Source organism: Kingella pumchi (assembly GCF_022288825.1).
Taxonomy (GTDB): domain Bacteria; phylum Pseudomonadota; class Gammaproteobacteria; order Burkholderiales; family Neisseriaceae; genus Kingella_D; species Kingella_D pumchi.
Window position 1 is genome coordinate 32,410 of record NZ_JAKOOW010000021.1, and the last position, 17,074, is coordinate 49,483.

The 17,074-nt window shown below is 57.0% G+C and carries 16 protein-coding genes and 5 tRNA genes; 7 read left to right on the forward strand and 14 right to left on the reverse strand.

Annotated elements, in window-relative coordinates:
* Nucleotides 1-62 precede the first annotated feature (62 nt).
* Entirely contained in the window at nucleotides 63-512 is a 450-nt protein-coding gene (secB, locus tag MB824_RS04790; protein ID WP_238746418.1) for a protein-export chaperone SecB, read from the forward strand.
* Nucleotides 513-631: 119 nt separating this feature from the next.
* On the opposite strand, the gene grpE is transcribed toward secB, so the two are convergent.
* From grpE to guaB, 3 genes are all read right to left on the reverse strand, one after another.
* Nucleotides 632-1,165, reverse strand: a complete 534-nt coding sequence (grpE, locus tag MB824_RS04795) for a nucleotide exchange factor GrpE (protein WP_238746493.1) — start codon at nucleotides 1,163-1,165, stop codon at nucleotides 632-634.
* Nucleotides 1,166-1,307: 142 nt separating this feature from the next.
* On the reverse strand, nucleotides 1,308-2,168 hold the full coding sequence (locus tag MB824_RS04800) for a cysteine ABC transporter substrate-binding protein (RefSeq protein WP_238746419.1): 861 nt from the start codon (nucleotides 2,166-2,168) through the stop codon (nucleotides 1,308-1,310).
* Nucleotides 2,169-2,426: 258 nt separating this feature from the next.
* Nucleotides 2,427-3,893 (reverse strand): IMP dehydrogenase, encoded by a 1,467-nt coding sequence (gene guaB / locus MB824_RS04805; protein WP_238746421.1) that lies wholly within the window; start codon nucleotides 3,891-3,893, stop codon nucleotides 2,427-2,429.
* A 161-nt stretch (nucleotides 3,894-4,054) separates the two neighbouring features.
* Between guaB and MB824_RS04810 the strand changes: the two genes are divergently transcribed.
* The gene (locus tag MB824_RS04810) at nucleotides 4,055-4,471 is read left to right on the forward strand and encodes a hypothetical protein (protein WP_238746423.1); all 417 of its coding nucleotides are present in this window, start codon (nucleotides 4,055-4,057) and stop codon (nucleotides 4,469-4,471) included.
* A gap of 271 nt (nucleotides 4,472-4,742) precedes the next feature.
* Here MB824_RS04810 and infB read toward each other — a convergent pair whose 3' ends face one another.
* From infB to rimP, 3 genes are read right to left on the reverse strand one after another with little or no spacing between them, the layout of a single operon-like run.
* Nucleotides 4,743-7,637: a translation initiation factor IF-2 gene (infB, locus tag MB824_RS04815; RefSeq protein WP_238746425.1), complete on the reverse strand. Its 2,895-nt coding sequence runs from the start codon at nucleotides 7,635-7,637 to the stop codon at nucleotides 4,743-4,745.
* 15 nt (nucleotides 7,638-7,652) lie between these two features.
* Nucleotides 7,653-9,185 (reverse strand): transcription termination factor NusA, encoded by a 1,533-nt coding sequence (gene nusA, locus MB824_RS04820; protein ID WP_238746427.1) that lies wholly within the window; start codon nucleotides 9,183-9,185, stop codon nucleotides 7,653-7,655.
* 27 nt (nucleotides 9,186-9,212) lie between these two features.
* The gene (gene rimP / locus MB824_RS04825; protein WP_238746429.1) at nucleotides 9,213-9,644 is read right to left on the reverse strand and encodes a ribosome maturation factor RimP; all 432 of its coding nucleotides are present in this window, start codon (nucleotides 9,642-9,644) and stop codon (nucleotides 9,213-9,215) included.
* A 269-nt stretch (nucleotides 9,645-9,913) separates the two neighbouring features.
* Between rimP and MB824_RS04830 the strand changes: the two genes are divergently transcribed.
* Nucleotides 9,914-9,998 (forward strand) — tRNA-Leu (locus tag MB824_RS04830).
* Nucleotides 9,999-10,105: 107 nt separating this feature from the next.
* On the opposite strand, the gene MB824_RS04835 is transcribed toward MB824_RS04830, so the two are convergent.
* From MB824_RS04835 to tpiA, 3 genes are all read right to left on the reverse strand, one after another.
* Nucleotides 10,106-10,191, reverse strand: a tRNA-Leu gene (locus MB824_RS04835).
* A 13-nt stretch (nucleotides 10,192-10,204) separates the two neighbouring features.
* A complete protein-coding gene (gene secG, locus MB824_RS04840) occupies nucleotides 10,205-10,552 on the reverse strand; it encodes a preprotein translocase subunit SecG (protein WP_238746431.1) in 348 nt (115 codons plus the stop codon).
* Between the two features lie 7 nt (nucleotides 10,553-10,559).
* Nucleotides 10,560-11,327 (reverse strand): triose-phosphate isomerase, encoded by a 768-nt coding sequence (gene tpiA, locus MB824_RS04845; protein WP_238746432.1) that lies wholly within the window; start codon nucleotides 11,325-11,327, stop codon nucleotides 10,560-10,562.
* A gap of 209 nt (nucleotides 11,328-11,536) precedes the next feature.
* Here tpiA and MB824_RS04850 point away from each other — a divergent pair, with 209 nt between their 5' ends.
* The 3 genes from MB824_RS04850 to MB824_RS04860 are packed head-to-tail and all read left to right on the forward strand — an operon-like array spanning nucleotide 11,537 to nucleotide 12,920.
* Entirely contained in the window at nucleotides 11,537-11,848 is a 312-nt protein-coding gene (locus MB824_RS04850) for a hypothetical protein (RefSeq protein ID WP_238746433.1), read from the forward strand.
* A gap of 26 nt (nucleotides 11,849-11,874) precedes the next feature.
* Nucleotides 11,875-12,330 (forward strand): dUTP diphosphatase, encoded by a 456-nt coding sequence (gene dut / locus MB824_RS04855; protein ID WP_238746434.1) that lies wholly within the window; start codon nucleotides 11,875-11,877, stop codon nucleotides 12,328-12,330.
* A gap of 5 nt (nucleotides 12,331-12,335) precedes the next feature.
* Complete coding sequence (locus tag MB824_RS04860; protein WP_238746435.1) at nucleotides 12,336-12,920, forward strand: 5-formyltetrahydrofolate cyclo-ligase; 585 nt, start codon at nucleotides 12,336-12,338, stop codon at nucleotides 12,918-12,920.
* A gap of 84 nt (nucleotides 12,921-13,004) precedes the next feature.
* On the opposite strand, the gene MB824_RS04865 is transcribed toward MB824_RS04860, so the two are convergent.
* The 3 genes from MB824_RS04865 to MB824_RS04875 form a co-directional block, all read right to left on the reverse strand.
* Nucleotides 13,005-13,080: transfer RNA gene (locus MB824_RS04865), tRNA-His, on the reverse strand.
* A gap of 12 nt (nucleotides 13,081-13,092) precedes the next feature.
* Nucleotides 13,093-13,169, reverse strand: a tRNA-Arg gene (locus tag MB824_RS04870).
* A 23-nt stretch (nucleotides 13,170-13,192) separates the two neighbouring features.
* A tRNA-Pro gene (locus tag MB824_RS04875) sits at nucleotides 13,193-13,270 on the reverse strand.
* A gap of 210 nt (nucleotides 13,271-13,480) precedes the next feature.
* On the opposite strand from MB824_RS04875, the gene serS reads away from it, so the two are divergent.
* Nucleotides 13,481-14,773, forward strand: a complete 1,293-nt coding sequence (serS, locus tag MB824_RS04880) for a serine--tRNA ligase (protein WP_238746436.1) — start codon at nucleotides 13,481-13,483, stop codon at nucleotides 14,771-14,773.
* Nucleotides 14,774-14,894: 121 nt separating this feature from the next.
* On the opposite strand, the gene MB824_RS04885 is transcribed toward serS, so the two are convergent.
* The gene (locus tag MB824_RS04885; RefSeq protein WP_238746437.1) at nucleotides 14,895-15,581 is read right to left on the reverse strand and encodes a Bax inhibitor-1 family protein; all 687 of its coding nucleotides are present in this window, start codon (nucleotides 15,579-15,581) and stop codon (nucleotides 14,895-14,897) included.
* Nucleotides 15,582-15,736: 155 nt separating this feature from the next.
* On the reverse strand, nucleotides 15,737-16,963 hold the full coding sequence (dprA, locus tag MB824_RS04890; RefSeq protein WP_238746495.1) for a DNA-processing protein DprA: 1,227 nt from the start codon (nucleotides 16,961-16,963) through the stop codon (nucleotides 15,737-15,739).
* Between the last annotated feature and the right edge of the window lie 111 nt (nucleotides 16,964-17,074).

Consider the following 17,074-nt stretch of genomic DNA (forward strand, 5'->3'; position numbering starts at 1 on the left):
CCGATGCCGCTTTTCCCTCCCGCGCTGTTGCCAACAGCCCAATTTTTGAAAGAAAGAGACTTATGAGCGAACAAGACCAAGAGCAACAACAATCGGTTTTTACCATTGAAAAACTGTATGTAAAAGATTTGTCTTTGGAAGTGCCGCACGCACCGCAAATCTTTTTGGAACAGGAAACGCCCGAAGTAGATCTGCGCATCAGCACCGACAGCAAACCGGTTGAAGACGGCTTCTACGAGTGCAGCGTAACCGCCACCGTTACCGCCAAACTCTCCGACGGCCGCGTGGTTTTCCTGAACGAAGTTACCCAATCCGGCATCTTCCGTCTATCCAACATTCCGGAAGACGACATCAAACTGCTGCTCGGCGTAGCCTGCCCGAATATTCTCTACCCTTACGCCCGCGAAGTGGTTTCTTCCACCATCAGCCGCGCCGGTTTCCCGCCGGTTCTGCTGGCTCCGGTAAACTTTGAAGCCATGTACCAACAAAGCGAAGAACAGGCTGCCCAATAAGTAAGCAGGCTTTCCACGCAAAAAACAACAGCCGAATGCCCAAGCGCATTCGGCTGTTTGGTTTTTTCAGGCTGCCTGAAACGAAAAAGGCAGCCTGAAAATGTTTTTGGGCAACCACCCTACTGCTCCGCTCCCGCGGCCGCTTTGGCCACGGTAACCAAAGTCGGGCGCAGTACGCGGTCGTTCATCGCATAACCTTTTTTCAGCACGCCGACCACGGTGCCGGCTTCCTGTTCGCTCGGCACTTCCTGCATCGCCTGATGGCGGTGCGGGTCGAGTTTGTCGCCTGCCGCTACTTGGATTTCCTGAATATTGGTAGCTTCAAACGCCTTGTTCAGCTCGTTCAAAGTCATGCTCACACCCATTTTCAAAGCATCGAAATTACCGCTCTGATCGAGCAAAGCCATTTCCAGATAATCTTTAACCGTCAGCATTTCGGCGGCAAAGCGCTGGGCAGCGAATTTATGCGCGGCCTGCAGCTCTTCCTGATGGCGGCGGCGCAGATTTTGCTCGTTGGCCAAGCCCCGCAGCTGTTCGTCTTTCAGCATGCCTTCCAATTCGGCCACGCGCGCCTGCAGCTCTTCATGGCTGAGTTCGGCAGCCTGCTGCTCGGCGGTTTCGACAGTTTCGGGATTCTGGTTTTGTTCGGTCATGGTTTTGCCTTTTTTGAACGGATTGGTGAATTTCATATGCACGCCTATATAAAGGTTGGATGCTGCGGTTTCAAGCGTTGGAAAACAAAATAGGCAGCCTGAAAACGGTTTTCAGGCTGCCTTGAGGCCGAAGGCGGGACGTTTATTCCGCCAGCAGCTCTTCGGGTTTGACCTTGTCGCCGTAAACCGGCTTCAGGGTTTTCTCGTAGGCCGCTTTGAGCTTGCCGTTTTTCTTCAATTCTGCCACTTCTTGGTTCACCCAGTCCAGCAGCGCTTTATCGCCTTTGCGTACCGCGGGGGCGATGTTCTCGGCCGGGCCGATGTTGCCGATGGCCACTTCAAAGCCGGGGTTTTCTTTCGCCCATGCCCACAGCAGCGCATTGTCGTGCGCCAGCGCCACGCCGCGGCCGTCTTTCAGCGCGTCGAAAGTTTCGGTATTTTGGTCGTATTTCAGCAGTTTGACTTCAGGATGGTTTTTGCTGAAGAACGCATCGGCAGTCGTACCTTTGTTTACCAGCAGTGTTTTGTCTTTCAACTGCGCGACATCGGTGATTTTCGCTTTTTCCGGCGACACCACGCCGAGCGCCACTTTCATATACGGGCTGGCAAAATCAACCACTTCCGAGCGCTCGGGCGTTTGCGTGAAGTTGGCGAGAATCAAATCCACTTTGCCGGATTTCAGGTATTCGACGCGGTTGGCCGCTTCGGTCAGCACGAATTCAACCTTGTCGGGACTGCCGAGCAGATCGGTGGCCATTTCTTTGGCGATTTCGACATCAAAGCCCTGGTTTTGGCCGTTGGCGTCCACATAGCCGAAGGGCGGCTTGTCGCCGAAAACGCCGATGCGGATTTTGTCGTTGGCACGGATGGTGGCCAGCGTGTCGCCGCCGGCAGCCTGCTGCGGTTGGCTGGCCGATTTGCCGCCTTGTCCGTCGCAGGCGGCTAGCCCGAAGCTGAGCGCTACGGCAGCCAATATGCTTTTCAAACTGGGATTCAGGTACATGGTTTCTACTCCGTCGGATAATAATCGTGATGTGCGGCGTTTCAGGCAGCCTGAAAAATTCTGCCGCGCCGGTTTGGGCGGTTCGGTCTGCCGTTTGGCCGGCAACCGATACCGCGGGGCATTCTAACAGCTTGCGCAAGCGCGCTTAGGAGCAATCGCTTCTATACGATATGCCCTTTCAGGCTGCCTGAATGCAAAAACCAAACGAAAAAGCAGCCTGAAAAGTTTTCAGGCTGCTTTTAGACGATGCCCAACCGCTTAACGCAGCTGGTAGTTCGGCGCTTCTTTGGTAATCTGCACGTCGTGAACATGCGATTCGCTCATGCCTGCCGAAGTGATTTCGACGAACTGGGCTTTTTCGTGCATTTCGGCAATGCTGGCGCAGCCGAGATAGCCCATGCTGGAGCGCAGGCCGCCGACGAGCTGGTGGATAATCTGCACAATCGGCCCTTTATAAGGCACGCGGCCTTCGATGCCTTCGGGAACGTATTTGTCGGCGCTTTCCTGTTTGTCTTGGAAATAGCGGTCGCTCGAACCCTGGCTCATGGCACCGAGCGAACCCATGCCGCGATAGGATTTGTACGAGCGGCCTTGATAGAGCTCGATTTCGCCCGGGGCTTCTTCGGTACCGGCAAACATGCCGCCGAGCATCACGCAATGGGCGCCGGCCGCCAGCGCTTTGGCAATGTCGCCGGAAAAACGGATGCCGCCGTCGGCAATTACTGAAATACCGGTGCCTTTGAGCGCTTCGGACACATTGTGCACCGCAGTCAGCTGCGGCACGCCGACACCGGCGACGATGCGGGTGGTGCAGATCGAACCCGGGCCGATGCCCACTTTCACCGCGTCGGCACCGGCTTTGGCCAAATCAAGCGCGGCGGCGGCGGTGGCGATGTTGCCGCCGATTACCTGAACCTGCGGGAAATTCTGTTTGACCCAGCGCACGCGGTCGATCACGCCCTGGCTGTGGCCGTGGGCGGTATCGACGACAATCACGTCCACACCCGCTTCTACCAGCGCGCGCACGCGCTCTTCGGTTTCGCCGCCGGTGCCGACGGCTGCGCCGACGCGCAAGCGGCCTTCGCTGTCTTTATTGGCATTGGGAAATTCGGTGTTTTTAATGATGTCTTTCACGGTAATCAGACCACGCAACTCGTCGCGCTCGTTCAGCACCAGCACGCGCTCAACCTTGTGGCGGTGCATCAGCTCGCGCGCTTCGTCGATGCCGATGCCTTCCGGCACGGTAACCAAATCGGCACGAACAGTCATAATCGCGGAAACCGGCTGGTCAAATCGGGTTTCAAACCGCAAATCACGGTTGGTAACCAAGCCGACCACTTTGCCGTCTTTCACCACCGGCAGGCCGGACATTTTGCGTTTGCGCTCGGCGCGCATCGCCAGCAAATCGCCGATCAGCATATCGGGCGCCACAGTTACCGGATCTTTAACCACGCCGCTTTCGTGGCGCTTCACTTTGCGCACCGCCAGCGCCTGCTGTTCGATCGTCATGTTTTTATGGATGATGCCGATGCCGCCTTCCTGCGCCATCGAAATGGCCAGACGCGCTTCGGTAACGGTATCCATCGCCGCAGAGAGCAGCGGCAGATTCAAAGTAATTTCGCGGGTAAGGGGAGTTTTGAGCGAGACATCGCGGGGAAGAACTTGAGAGTGTGCCGGCACCAGAAGAACATCATCAAAAGTGTAGGCTTTTTCTACGATACGCATTTTATCTACCTTTGGCGGTTTTGCTTAAAATGCACGTGATTGTAGCATATTTGCCCCGCTAAAGGCAGCCTGAAAAGGGTTTCCCATGACAGGCACGGCACAACCCAGTACAATCCCGAATTATCTGCATCCTACTGAAAACAGCAAAGGGAAACATTATCATGATGAAAAAACTGCTCGCCGCCGCCGTACTTCTGGCCGTATCCGCCGCCGGCACCGCCGCCGACAACGAAGTGTTCTACTGGAAAGGAAAAAGCGGCAACTCCTACGCCGACACGCCCCGCAACATGCTGATGGGTCGTACCAACGTACTCAACGTGCGCACCAACACCGTGATTCCGCCCACCAAACCGGCCGCCGCACCGCAAACCCTGGCCGAGCGCCAGGCGCAGCTGAATCAGGAAATCACTGAGCAAAACAAAAAAATTGAAGAAGAAAACGCCAAACGCGAACAAGAAACCAAGGCCGAGAACTGCAAAATGGCGCGCATGAACCGCGACAACGCCGCCCGCAGCTCCAAATCCCGCGGCGACTTGGTTCAGCGTTACGACTCCGATATCGCCAAATACTGCCAATAAGCCCGCACGCGGCCTACCCAACAGGCAGCCTGAAACTTTTTCAGGCTGCCTGTTTGTTTTATCCGAATCCAAAGCAGCCTGAAAAAGCTTCCCATCTCTACAAAAGGCTGATACGAATCTCGGTCTGATTATCCGTGCCGCCCACCCGCAACGTGTTTTCAGGCAGCCTGAAAACCAACTGCAACAATTGCTTCCCAAACGCCGAATCAAACGCAAAAAAGCAGCCTGAAAACCTTATTCCGGTTTTCAGGCTGCTTTTGTTTGGCTTTATTTACAGCGAACGCGCCACTTCGACGATGTCGAAGCATTCGAGCTGGTCGCCTTCCATGATTTCGTTGTAGCCCTTGATCATCAGGCCGCACTCGAAGCCCATGCGTACTTCTTTGACGTCGTCTTTGAAGCGTTTGAGCGAGGAGAGTTCGCCGGTGTGGATAACGACGTTGTTGCGGATTAGGCGGATGTGCGAATCGCGTTTGACCACGCCATCGGTAACCATACAGCCGGCGATGTTGCCCACTTTGGACACGCTGATGACCTGGCGGATTTCCACCGTGCCGGTAATCTGCTCTTTCTCTTCCGGCGCCAGCATGCCGCTCATGGCGGCTTTTACATCGTCGATGGCGTCGTAGATGATGTTGTAGTAGCGGATTTCCACGTCTTCGTTTTCGGCCAGCTTGCGGGCGGAGGAGTCTGCGCGCACGTTGAAGCCGATGATGAAGGCGCCGGAGGCAATTGCCAGATTGACGTCGGATTCGGTGATGCCGCCGACGCCGCTGTGCAGCACGTTGACTTTCACTTCGTCGGTGGACAGTTTTTTCAGGCTGCCCGAAAGCGCTTCGTAAGAACCCTGCACGTCGGCTTTGATGATGACCGACAGCGATTGCGCCTGGCTTTCGCCCATGTTGTTGAACATGTTTTCCAGCTTGGCGGCCTGCTGTTTGGCCAGACGCACGTCGCGGTATTTGCCTTGGCGGAACAGGGCGATTTCGCGGGCTTTTTTCTCGTCGGCCAACACCATGGCATCTTCGCCTGCGTTGGGCACGTCAGACAAACCGAGGATTTCCACGGGAATCGACGGACCGGCTTCGCTGATGGCTTTGCCGTTTTCGTCGGTCATGGCGCGGATTTTGCCAAACGCCGTACCGGCCAAGAGCATATCGCCTTTTTTCAGCGTACCGCTCTGCACCAGCAGCGTGGCGACGGCGCCGCGTCCTTTGTCCAGACGCGCTTCGACGATGATGCCTTTGGCGGGCGCGGCGACGGGGGCTTTGAGTTCGAGCACTTCGGCTTCGAGCAGCACGGCTTCGAGCAGGGCGTCGATGTTGGTGCCTTTTTTGGCAGATACGTCGACAAACTGCACGTCGCCGCCCCAAGCCTGGTCGATCACTTCGTGCGCGGTCAGCTCTTGGCGGATGCGCTCGGGATTGGCGGCGTCCTTATCGATTTTGTTGACGGCAACGACAATCGGCACGCCCGCCGCTTTGGCGTGGGCGATGGCTTCGATGGTTTGCGGCATTACGCCGTCGTCGGCGGCCACCACCAAAATTACGATGTCGGTGGCTTTCGCACCGCGCGCACGCATGGCGGTAAAGGCTTCGTGGCCGGGAGTATCGAGGAAGGTAACGACGCCGCGCGGGGTGTCCACGTGGTAGGCGCCGATGTGCTGGGTGATGCCGCCCGCTTCGCCCTGCACCACTTTGGCGCGGCGGATGTAGTCGAGCAGCGAGGTTTTACCGTGGTCGACGTGACCCATCACGGTAACGACGGGCGGACGCGGCAGGGCTTCGGCATCGTTCTGTACTGCTCCGTCTTCCAAGAAGGCTTCCGGATCGTCGGCGGCGGCCGGTTTGCCGATGTGGCCGAGTTCTTCCACTACAATCAGCGCGGTGTCCTGATCGAGCGATTGGTTGATGGTGACCATCATGCCCATCTTCATCAGGGCTTTGACCACTTCCACGCCTTTCACCGCCATTTTGTGTGCCAAATCGGCCACGGTGATGGTTTCGGGCACCAGCACTTCGTGCACCACCGGCTCGGTCGGTGCTTGGAAGCTGTGCTGATTGGGCTCAAGTTTGAGTTTCTTACCTTTTTTGCCGCCGCGCACGCGCTCGTCGTCGCGGCCGGCGTTGCGGTCGCGGCCGCCCTTGCCGCCTTTGCCTTTGGCGTTGCGGCCTTGGCCTTCGTCGTCGCGGCTGTTGCGACGTTCGTCTTTTTTACGGCTGTTGCCGCTGCCGGAATCATTCAGGCTGCCTGAAACCAGTTTGGCGGCAGACGGAGCGCTTTGGGCAGACGCGGCCACAGCAGGTTTTTCCTGACTGGGCTTGGCGCTGCGCTGGGCGCCGGCCTGCGCGGCACGGGCTTCTTCCTGCGCCTGTTTTTTCGCGGCTTCGCGGCGGGCCTGACGCTCGGCGCGTTCGAGTTTTTCGCGCTGCAGTTTTTCCTGATGCTCACGCAGGGCGACGGCACGGCGCTCTTCTTCGGCACGGCGCTCTGCTTCGGCAGCGCTGACGACTTCAACCGGCTGCTGCGGCTCTTCGGCAGCCTTGGCCTTTTTCTTGCGGCGGCCTTTGGCTTCGCCTTCGTCACCTGCAGCTGCGGTTTTTTCAGGCTGCTTATCGGCTGCCACGGCAGTAGCAGGCTCGCTTACATCAGTTTCAGGCTGCTCGGGGGCAACGGTTTCGGCAGGCGTTTCAGGCGCAGCGTTTGCTTCAGCAGCCGCTTCGCTTTGCTCTTTGCCGGCGCTGCGTTTGCTGTCGACGGCCGCTTTCAGACGGGCGGCTTCAGCTTCTGCTTTGGCGCGTGCTTCGGCGCGGGCGGCTTCTTCGGCGGCATCGGGCTGCGGTTCGGCAGCCTGAAGCGCCTGCTCAGCACGCGCCTGCGCCAGAATCTCCTCGCTGGACGGCACCACCACCTTGCGGCTGCGGCGCTTGGTGGCCACTTCGACGGAACCGATGGTTTTCACTTCGGTTTTGGTGCGCGCAACGCGGATGGTGCTGCTTTGGGTATCGTTGGTGCGGCGCAGATAAGCCAGCAGTGCGGCTTTGTCGTCTGCTGTGATGCTGTCGCTGCCGGACTGTTTGGCCACGCCGGCGTTATTCAACTGCTCCAACAAATCGGCAACGTTTTTTTTCAGCTCGGCGGCAAATTGTTCTACGGTATTACTCATTGTGTTCGGCCCCCTTTATTGTTGTTGTTCCGCCTGCCCGTTGCCGCTGTCTTCTTCAAACCAGTGGGCGCGGGCGGCCATAATGACGGTTTTGGCTTCTTCTTCTTCGATGCCGGTGATTTCAATCAGCTCGTCAATCGACAGCTCGGCCAAATCGTCGCGGGTAGTGATTTCGGCATCGGCCAAATCGCGCAGCATGTCTTGGTCAACCCCTTCCAAGGTGCGCAGATCTTCGGCGATATTGTCGAGTTTTTCCTCGGAAGCAATGGCCAGCGTGAGAATCGCATCGCGGGCACGGCTGCGCAGGGTATCGACGGTTTCCTGATCGAAGCCTTCGATTTCCAGCAACTCTTCAGCCGGCACATAAGCCACTTCTTCCAAGGAAGTGAAGCCTTCCTGCACCAGAATATTGGCGGTGTCTTCGTCGGCATTCAGGTGCTCGACAAACAGGGCGCGGATTTGTGCGTCTTCCGCGGCATGGCGCTCTTCGGCCTCTTCCACGGTCATAATGTTCAGCTCTTTGCCGGTCAGCTCGGCGGCCAAACGCACGTTCTGGCCGCTGCGGCCGATAGCCAGCGCGAGCTGGTCTTCGGCAACGATTACGTCCACCGATTCGCGGCCGTCGTCGCTTTCGTTAATCACGATGCGGCTGACTTGGGCAGGCGACAGGGCGTTAATCACAAATTGCGCGGTATCCATCGACCACAGCACGATATCGATGCGCTCGCCGCCCAATTCGTTGGAAACGGCATTGACGCGGGCGCCGCGCACGCCGATGCAGGTGCCCTGCGGATCGATGCGCTGGTCGTTGGCCTTAACGGCGATTTTGGCACGCTGGCCAGGATCGCGCGCCACTTCGCGGATATCGAGCAGGCCGTCGCCGATTTCCGGCACTTCCTGCTCAAAGAGATGGCGCAGAAATTCAGGCTGCGTACGGCTCAGAATGACTTGTTTGCGACCGCCGTTAAATTCTTCCACCCGCAAAAACAGGGCGCGGATGCGATCGCCATTGCGGTAGTTTTCGCGCGGCAGCATTTCCTGACGCGGCAGCAGCGCATCAAGTTTCGGTGCCAGCTCGACGATAATGCCCTGACGCTCAACTCGCTTGACCGTACCGACCACGATATCAGAGCGGTTTGCCAGGAAAGTGGACAGAATCTGCTCGCGCTCGGCATCGCGGATGCGCTGCAGGATGATTTGTTTGGCAGTTTGCGCGGCTTGGCGACCAAAACTTTCGTTGGGCAACTCTTCTTCGTAGTAATCGCCCACGGCAATGTCGATGCCGGGAATTTCTTCCTGAATCTGCTCGATGGTTTTTTCCAGTTCGGGATAGGTATAGGCTTCGTCTTCCACAATCAGCCACCGGCGGAAAGTCTGGTAGCTGCCGGTATCGCGGTCGATCTCCACGCGCACGTCCATATGCTCGCGCTCGGCCTTTTTCTTGGCGGCGATGCCCAAAGCAAATTCCAAAGCACCGAATACGATTTCGGCATCAACGTTCTTCTCACTGGCCAAGGCTTCGGCCAACTGCAAAATCTCGCGGCTCATGTTGTCTCCTGTTTATCCGCCATGCGGTTAAAATTTAAATTCCGGCTTGATTCGGGCGCGGTCGATATTGGAAAGTTCGATGGCAACGGTCTTGCCGTCGAAAGACAAGGCCAATACATCGTTGTCAAAACCCTCGATGCGGCCGATAAAGTTTTTCTGCCCGTCCACCGGCAAGCGGGTTTTCAACTTGATCAGGCTGCCTGAAAAACGCACGAAGTCGGCTGCTTTCTTCAAAGGGCGGTCCAAGCCGGGGCTGGACACTTCCAGATTGCGGTAGTCGATGTCTTCCACCGCAAACAAACGGCTCAGGTGGTTGCTGACGGTAGCGCAGTCTTCCACGGTAATGCCGCCTTCTTTGTCGATAAATACGCGCAGGGTGCCGTGGGCATCCAATTCGGAATCCACCAGCTCGTAACCCAAACCCGGCAGGGTTTTGTCTAAAATTTGCTGAATATCCATTTACATCTGCTATAAAAAACAAAAAATGGCCTGCGGGGGCCATTTCTCAGTTAAAAGTAAACATGAAAAATTTTGCGGATTATAACCGTTTAATCACAAAAAGAAAAGCGGGCAAATATCTTTAATTTGCCTTTTCAGGCTGCCTGAAAAGACCCAAAAATAAAACTAAAAACGATATTTCAACAAATATTTATTCGGAAACCATCCCGTTTTCACGCACATTCTTTTGACAAACGCCGAAAAAAAACTATAATGCCCGCTTTGCTGCCGCCCGGGTGGCGAAACTGGTAGACGCAGGGGACTCAAAATCCCCCGCCGCAAGGCGTGTCGGTTCGAGTCCGACCCCGGGCACCAAATTAGAAAAAGACCGCAAACCGCGGTCTTTTTTATTTCCGTCTATCACAATGTGTCGCAAATGAAAAGCAAGAAAAAGCCTGCTGATTTAGCAGGCTTTTCTAATGTGGTGCCGACAATGAGACTTGAACTCATACGACCTACGGTCACTACCCCCTCAAGATAGCGTGTCTACCAATTCCACCATGTCGGCAATAGACTTTAACTCAGTTGTTTACTCCGGATGCCGGCTGCTGCTGGCTGGGAGTGGTATGGCCTGCGGCCGGTTGTTTTTTCTGCTTCACGCTGCTGAAATCCAGTGTGGTGCCGGCGGCATTGGAGTGGATGTAGCTCAAAGCGAGTGCGGAAGCAAAGAATACTGCGGCGGCGATGGCAGTCATCCGGGTTAGGAATGTGGCGTTACCGCCCGAACCGAATACGCCCTGCGCGCTGCCGGTACCGCTTAAACCGGCTCCGGCATCTGCCCCTTTGCCCTGCTGCATCAAAACCAGCACGATAATCGACAAAGAGGAGAAAATATTAATAATCCAAATCAGGGTCTTAAACGCTACCATAATGTTTTCAAGCTTCTTGTGCGGCGCGAATAATAGCGCTGAAAGATTCGTATTTCAGCGATGCGCCTCCGACAAGTGCGCCATCGACATGCGGCACGCTAAAAATTTCGGCGGCGTTCTTTTCATTAACGCTGCCGCCGTAAAGGACGCGGATATTAACACCTTCACCACACAATAACAAGACTTCGCGGTAAATAAATTCGTGCATATCGGCAATCTGCTCTTTTGTGGCAACTTTTCCGGTGCCGATCGCCCAAACCGGCTCGTATGCGACAACAAAATTCTTGGTCGGCAGCCCTTTCAATACCGACAACTGGTAAGCCACAGCTTCTTTTTCGCGCCCGTCTTCGCGCTCTTCCAAGCTTTCGCCCACGCACAGCAGCGGCGTAATGCCGGCTTTCAGCACGTTTTCGATTTTGTGGCGCTGGGTATCGTTTTTTTCATTGAAATACAGGCTGCGTTCGGAATGGCCGATCAGCACGATGTCCACGCCCACATCAGCAAGCATTTCGGCGGACACTTCACCGGTATAGGCGCCCTTGCCGGCAAAGCGGCTGACGTCTTGGGCGCAAGTGCGGATGGGATTGTCGAGAACAATCTGCACCGCATTGAAAGCCTGCAGCAGATAAACCGTAGGCGGCGCGATGCCGATGCAGACGCGCGGCATTTCCGGCAGCGTCCGCAAATTGTGCACCAAAGCATTATTGTCCTGCAGCCGGCCGTTCATTTTCCAGTTGCCGATTACCCATTTCTGCTGCCAAACCGATCCGTCCATCCCAATTCCTCTCGTTACCAAGCCTTGCGGCAAAACGGCGGGCATTGTACTCGAATTCCCCGCACCGCCCAACTGCGCCGGCCGGCAAAGCAGCCTGAAAACGCAGCGAAGCGGCATGCTTCGCCGCGCTGCCGTCCGCCGGCAGATTCGGGTATCATGGCGCTTTTTTTGCCGGCTGCCGCAGCGCTTTCAGGCAGCCTGAAAACATCATGTATCCGTTACTCGACCAAAAAATCCGCAATCCCGACTACGCCGGCATGATTCGCCGCAATGCCGCCGGCTTCACTCCACCTGAGCAGGCGCTGCTTGACGAAATTCTCGAACGTTTCGACTTCGATGTCGTCCAAGAGCAGGCGCTGGTGCAAGCGGTGATGCAGCAAAGCCGCTTCGACCCCAACGCTTCGCACATCGACTACGAAGATGAAGACGAAGAAACCACCCTGATCTGTCCGCACTGTCTCAACCCGCCCGTACCGCCGCTGCGCGACTACTATATGTGGCGCGAAGGCAGCCGCCGTTAAGCGCCCAAAACCAACGGAAACCCGCCATGTCCAAACAAACCGTCCAACTCAAAATCGTCCGCCCGCAAATGCAGGAGCGCCTGCCGCGTTACGCCACCCAGGGCTCCGCCGGCCTGGATTTGCACGCCTGCATCGAGCGCGAACTCATTCTCCAACCCGGCCAAACCGAGCTGATCCCCACCGGCATCGCCATCCATCTGGCCGATGCCAATCTGGCGGCGATGATTCTGCCGCGCTCCGGCTTGGGGCACAAACACGGCATCGTTCTCGGCAATCTCGTCGGCCTGATCGACTCCGACTATCAGGGCGAACTGATGGTTTCGGTATGGAACCGCGGCCAAAGCGCCTTTACCGTCCAACCTTTCGAGCGGATTGCGCAGATGGTGATTGTGCCCGTGGTTCAGGCTGCTTTTGAAGTGGTTAGCGACTTTGCTGCCAGCGAGCGCGGCGAAGGCGGCTTCGGCAGCACCGGCCGCGGCTGAAACGCATGAACGGCAAAAAAGCCCTGCGCCAAGCCCTGCGCCGCCGGCGTGCCGCCCTGTCGCCGGCCGAAAAACAGCGCGCCGAAATACAGGCCAACCGCCTGCTCAAGCGCTTTATCCGTCGTGGCAAACGCATCGCCGTGTATTGGCCGGTGGGCAGCGAAATGCGGCTCGACAACTTTATCCGCAGCGCCCGCCGCCGCGGCGCGCAAATCTATCTGCCCTATATCGACAGCCGTTCGCTGCGGCTGTGGTTTACCCCCTACCCTGCCGGCAAGGCGAAAACCGAGCACCCGCGCGGCAAAAGCAGCCTGAAAATCCCGCAGTTTGCCGGTCGGAAAATCCGTGCCGAACGGCTGCACGCCATGCTGCTGCCGCTGGTCGGCATCAACTCGCGCGGCTACCGGCTCGGCCAGGGCGGCGGTTATTACGACGTCAGCCTCGGTGCCACGCGCGGGCGGCTGCAGCCGAAAAAAATCGGCATCGGCTTTGCCTGCCAGCTTTGCGACGACTTCCCCACCGAAGTACACGACATCCGCACCGATTATTTCGTCTGCGAACGCGGCATTACCCGTTTTTCACACAAATAAGTTTTCAGGCTGCCTTTGTCTGAAAAGCAGCCTGAAAACGTCGGGCAAAGCAAAACCGCACCTGAAGCAGGTGCGGTTTTTATTTGGGGTGGCTGATGGGGCTCGAACCCACGACAACCGGAATCACAATCCGGGGCTCTACCAACTGAGCTACAGCCACCATAAAACTTTTTGGCGCGCCCGACAGGAATCGAACCTGTAACCCCCGACTTAGAAGGTCGGTGCTCTATCCAGTTGAGCTACGGGCGCATTCGCTTGCGGGCTGATTCATGTGGTCGGGGCGGTGGGATTCGAACTCACGACCCTCTGCTCCCAAAGCAGATGCGCTAACCAGGCTGCGCTACGCCCCGCATGAAAGGGCGAAATATACAGGCAGCCTGAAAGAGCGTCAAGACGCGCGCCGGCGTTTTTTTACAGGATTTTATTTTTACAAACGATTCTCCGCCACACCCTGCTTTTCAGGCTGCCTGAATACACTCCGGCAGCGCTCGAAAGCTGCACGGCGGCGGCGTTTCCATTAGAATACCGCCTTTGCCATTTCTTTACATACGGGAACCGATATGCTCGACATCCAACTGCTCCGCGCCGATCCCGCCGCCGTTGCCGCCAAGCTGGCGCAGCGCGGCTTTGCTTTGGACAGCACCGCTTTTGAAAACATGGAAGCGCAGCGCAAACAGCTGCAAACCGCCACCGAAGAGCTGCAGGCGCAGCGCAACAGCGCCTCCAAGCAAATCGGCGCCCTCAAAGGCCAAGGCAAGCACGCCGAAGCCGAAGCGGCGATGGCTGAAGTCGCCCGCATCAAAGACAGCCTGATCGCCAACGAAGCGGCGCTGGCGCAAATCCAGCAGGAATTAGAAGCGTGGCTGGCCGCCGTTCCCAACCTGCCGCACGAAAGCGTGCCGGTGGGCGAAGACGAAAACGACAATGTGGAAGTGCGCCGCATCGGCACGCCGCGCGAATTTGATTTTACCGTTCGCGACCATGTTGATTTGGGTGAAAAACTGGGCTTGGATTTTGAAACCGCCGCCACACTCTCCGGCGCCCGCTTCAGCCTGATGAAAGGTCCGATTGCCCGCCTGCACCGCGCGCTGGCGCAGTTTATGCTCGACACCCACACCCGGCAGCACGGCTACACCGAATGCTACACGCCCTATATCGTCAACGATTCGGCGCTGTTCGGCACCGGCCAGCTGCCCAAATTCGGCGAAGACCTGTTTCACGTTACCCGTGGCGGCGATGAAACCAAGCACACCCAGTATCTGATTCCCACCGCCGAAGTAACGCTGACCAATACCGTAGCCGGCCAAATCCTACCGGAAAAAGCCCTGCCGCTGAAACTCACCGCCCACTCGCCCTGTTTCCGCAGCGAAGCCGGCTCGCACGGCAAAGACACGCGCGGCCTGATCCGCCAGCACCAGTTCGACAAAGTGGAAATGGTGCAAATCGTGCACCCCGATCAGTCTTACGCCGCGCTGGAAGAGATGGTCGGCCACGCTGAAAACATTCTCAAAGCGCTCGAACTGCCCTACCGCGTGATTACCCTGTGCACCGGCGACATGGGCTTCGGCGCGGCCAAAACCTACGATTTGGAAGTGTGGGTGCCCGCGCAAAACACCTACCGCGAGATTTCCAGCTGCTCAAACTGCGAAGACTTCCAAGCCCGCCGCATGAAGGCGCGCTTTAAAGACGAAAACGGCAAAAATCGCCTGGTGCACACGCTCAACGGCTCGGGTCTGGCCGTCGGCCGCGCTTTGGTGGCGGTGCTGGAAAACCACCAAAACGCCGACGGCAGCATCAACATCCCCGCCGCTCTGCGCCCGTATTTGGGTGGGCTGGAAAAACTGGAAGCCTAAATGGTCTGCCAAACACCAAACGCCCAAAACTTTTCAGGCTGCCTTCGAATCATCGAAGGCAGCCTGAAAATTTGGGTGCTGCATTTCGCGTTTCAGGCAGCCTGAAACACGGGAACCGGGTTTAATCGTCGCTACCCGCAAAGGCCAGCAGCAGGCGCAGCAGGCTGCTGAAGATGTTGTAGATGGAAATAAAGATGGTAAGCGCAGCGCTGATGTGGCTGGTTTCGCCACCTTCAATTACAGTACGCACTTGCCACATGATAATCAGCGAGCTGACAATCACAAAAACGGCAGCCAAGGCCAGCGATAAAGCGGGAATATTGAAAAACAGATTGGCCACCACGCCAATCATCAGCACAATCACACCCATCGATAGCGAACGGCCGAGCGCGTTGGTATTGAAGTTCAAACGGCGGGCGAGCGTGGTCATGCTGAAGAAAATGCCGGCCGTCATCAGCGCGGCGGTTGCCACCAAGCCGCCGCCATTGCTGAAATTGGCGCTGTATTGCAGCAGGGGCGAGAGCATCAGCCCCATGCCGAAAGTAAACACCATCAGCAGGGTAACGCCGGTTTTGTTGTAACGGTTTTTCTCAATGGCAAAACACATGCCGTAGAAAAACGCCATCATCACAATCACGCTTGCCCAACCGCCGCCGAGCATGGCAAAGGGGTTGAAGGCCATGCCCAGCAAAGCGCCGGCGGCGCAGGGAATGAACGACAGGGAAAGCAGGCCGTAGGTTTTCTGCAGCGTAACCTCCGGATCCGATAAGGTGTGGCTGTTGGTAAATTGCGAAAGATTTTGCGTCATAAAGGTTTCCTTGGTTATTGGTGTTGCGGGATTGCGTCCGCGGCCGATTCTAACAAGAACCGGCCACTTTGCAAGCATATTGGGGCATTTGTCTGTTTTTCAGGCTGCTTTTTTGCTTTCAGGCAGCCTAAAAAAGCGAAAACGCATTATCCGGTTTAGCGGATGCGCTGATAACGCCCGCCGGGCATGGCGGCAACGATGCCGTCCAGCTCCCATTCAACCAGGCAGGCATATACGTCGGCCGCGGGCAGCGACAGGCTTTCGGCAAGCACATCGGGATGCACCGCGCCGTAACCCATCCCACGCAGCAGCGGGTGTTCGTCGTCCGACGAAACGGCAACGGGCGGCGTCTGCTCCGGAATATCGGCTTCTGGGTTTTCAGGCTGCTTTGCTGCGGTTGCGGGAAGGTGGATGGCAGATTGGGGGCGGCGCTTGGCAGCGGAAGCTTTTTCAGGCTGCTTGTTGTCTGCCTTTTTGGTTTTCAGGCTGCCTGAAAGCGGGACGAGCGCGGGACACTCGCTGAGAATGTCGTCGCTGCATTCCACCAGCTTGGCGCCGTTTTTAATCAGATGATGGCAGCCTTTGCTGTGCGGATTATCAATCGAACCGGGCACCGCCATCACTTCGCGCCCCATTTCCGCCGCCTGCGATGCGGTAATCAGCGAGCCGCTGCCCACCGCGGCCTCCACCACCAACACGGCATGGCTTTGCGCGGCGATTAGGCGGTTGCGGCGCGGGAAATTGCCCGCCAGCGGCCGTGTACCGAGTGGAAATTCGGAAACAATCAGCCCCGATTCGGCAATTTTGTGCGCCAGCGCTTTGTTTGACTGCGGATAAACACGGTCAATACCGGTGCCCCACACCGCAATCGTACCGCCCTGCTCCTGCAGCGCACCGGTGTGCGCGGCGGTATCAATTCCCGCCGCCATACCGGAAACTACGGTAATACCGCGCCCGCTCAAGTCCCGGCCAAAATCACAGGCAATACGCATGGCCTGCGGCGTGGCATGGCGGCTACCGACAATCGCTACCGCCGGCCGTTGCAGCAATTCGCTGTTGCCGCGTAAAAACAGCAATGGCGGAGCAGTCAAACCTTCGTTCAGCATCATCGGATAATCGTCATCGCACAGCAGCAGCAAACGGCAGCCCGCTTGTCGCTCCCACTCCAGCGCTTCATCCGCCGCCATACGGGCTTGGTCTTTATCTGTCCATGCAGTTGCGGCCTGATTGCCGTGAACCGCCAAACGCCGCACTTCCGATGCCGGCGCCCGCAATGCCGCTTGCGCGCTGCCGTAATGCTGATACAGCCGCAAAAAACTTTCCGCGCCGATATAGGGCGTTAACGCCAACTGCACCCAAGCATAGCGTTCGTTTTCATCCATACCCATAAACCGCTCCAATTCATCGATAATCCGATTTACAGAATGTAATTGATAAACAATATCGAAACAAGCCTTTCAGGCTGCTTGGCTGCTGGAAAGACAAAAAAAAAA

What these genes read in the sequence shown, in the direction of transcription:
- rimP (WP_238746429.1), bottom strand. Translation starts at nt 9,644, where the DNA reads ATGGATATTCAGCAAATTTTAGACAAAACCCTGCCGGGTTTGGGTTAC.
- nusA (WP_238746427.1), bottom strand. Translation starts at nt 9,185, where the DNA reads ATGAGCCGCGAGATTTTGCAGTTGGCCGAAGCCTTGGCCAGTGAGAAG.
- infB (WP_238746425.1), bottom strand. Translation starts at nt 7,637, where the DNA reads ATGAGTAATACCGTAGAACAATTTGCCGCCGAGCTGAAAAAAAACGTT.
- secG (WP_238746431.1), bottom strand. Translation starts at nt 10,552, where the DNA reads ATGGTAGCGTTTAAGACCCTGATTTGGATTATTAATATTTTCTCCTCT.
- MB824_RS04800 (WP_238746419.1), bottom strand. Translation starts at nt 2,168, where the DNA reads ATGTACCTGAATCCCAGTTTGAAAAGCATATTGGCTGCCGTAGCGCTC.
- grpE (WP_238746493.1), bottom strand. Translation starts at nt 1,165, where the DNA reads ATGACCGAACAAAACCAGAATCCCGAAACTGTCGAAACCGCCGAGCAG.
- MB824_RS04860 (WP_238746435.1), top strand. Translation starts at nt 12,336, where the DNA reads ATGAACGGCAAAAAAGCCCTGCGCCAAGCCCTGCGCCGCCGGCGTGCC.
- serS (WP_238746436.1), top strand. Translation starts at nt 13,481, where the DNA reads ATGCTCGACATCCAACTGCTCCGCGCCGATCCCGCCGCCGTTGCCGCC.
- dprA (WP_238746495.1), bottom strand. Translation starts at nt 16,963, where the DNA reads ATGGATGAAAACGAACGCTATGCTTGGGTGCAGTTGGCGTTAACGCCC.
- MB824_RS04850 (WP_238746433.1), top strand. Translation starts at nt 11,537, where the DNA reads ATGTATCCGTTACTCGACCAAAAAATCCGCAATCCCGACTACGCCGGC.
- tpiA (WP_238746432.1), bottom strand. Translation starts at nt 11,327, where the DNA reads ATGGACGGATCGGTTTGGCAGCAGAAATGGGTAATCGGCAACTGGAAA.
- MB824_RS04885 (WP_238746437.1), bottom strand. Translation starts at nt 15,581, where the DNA reads ATGACGCAAAATCTTTCGCAATTTACCAACAGCCACACCTTATCGGAT.
- MB824_RS04810 (WP_238746423.1), top strand. Translation starts at nt 4,055, where the DNA reads ATGATGAAAAAACTGCTCGCCGCCGCCGTACTTCTGGCCGTATCCGCC.
- dut (WP_238746434.1), top strand. Translation starts at nt 11,875, where the DNA reads ATGTCCAAACAAACCGTCCAACTCAAAATCGTCCGCCCGCAAATGCAG.
- guaB (WP_238746421.1), bottom strand. Translation starts at nt 3,893, where the DNA reads ATGCGTATCGTAGAAAAAGCCTACACTTTTGATGATGTTCTTCTGGTG.
- secB (WP_238746418.1), top strand. Translation starts at nt 63, where the DNA reads ATGAGCGAACAAGACCAAGAGCAACAACAATCGGTTTTTACCATTGAA.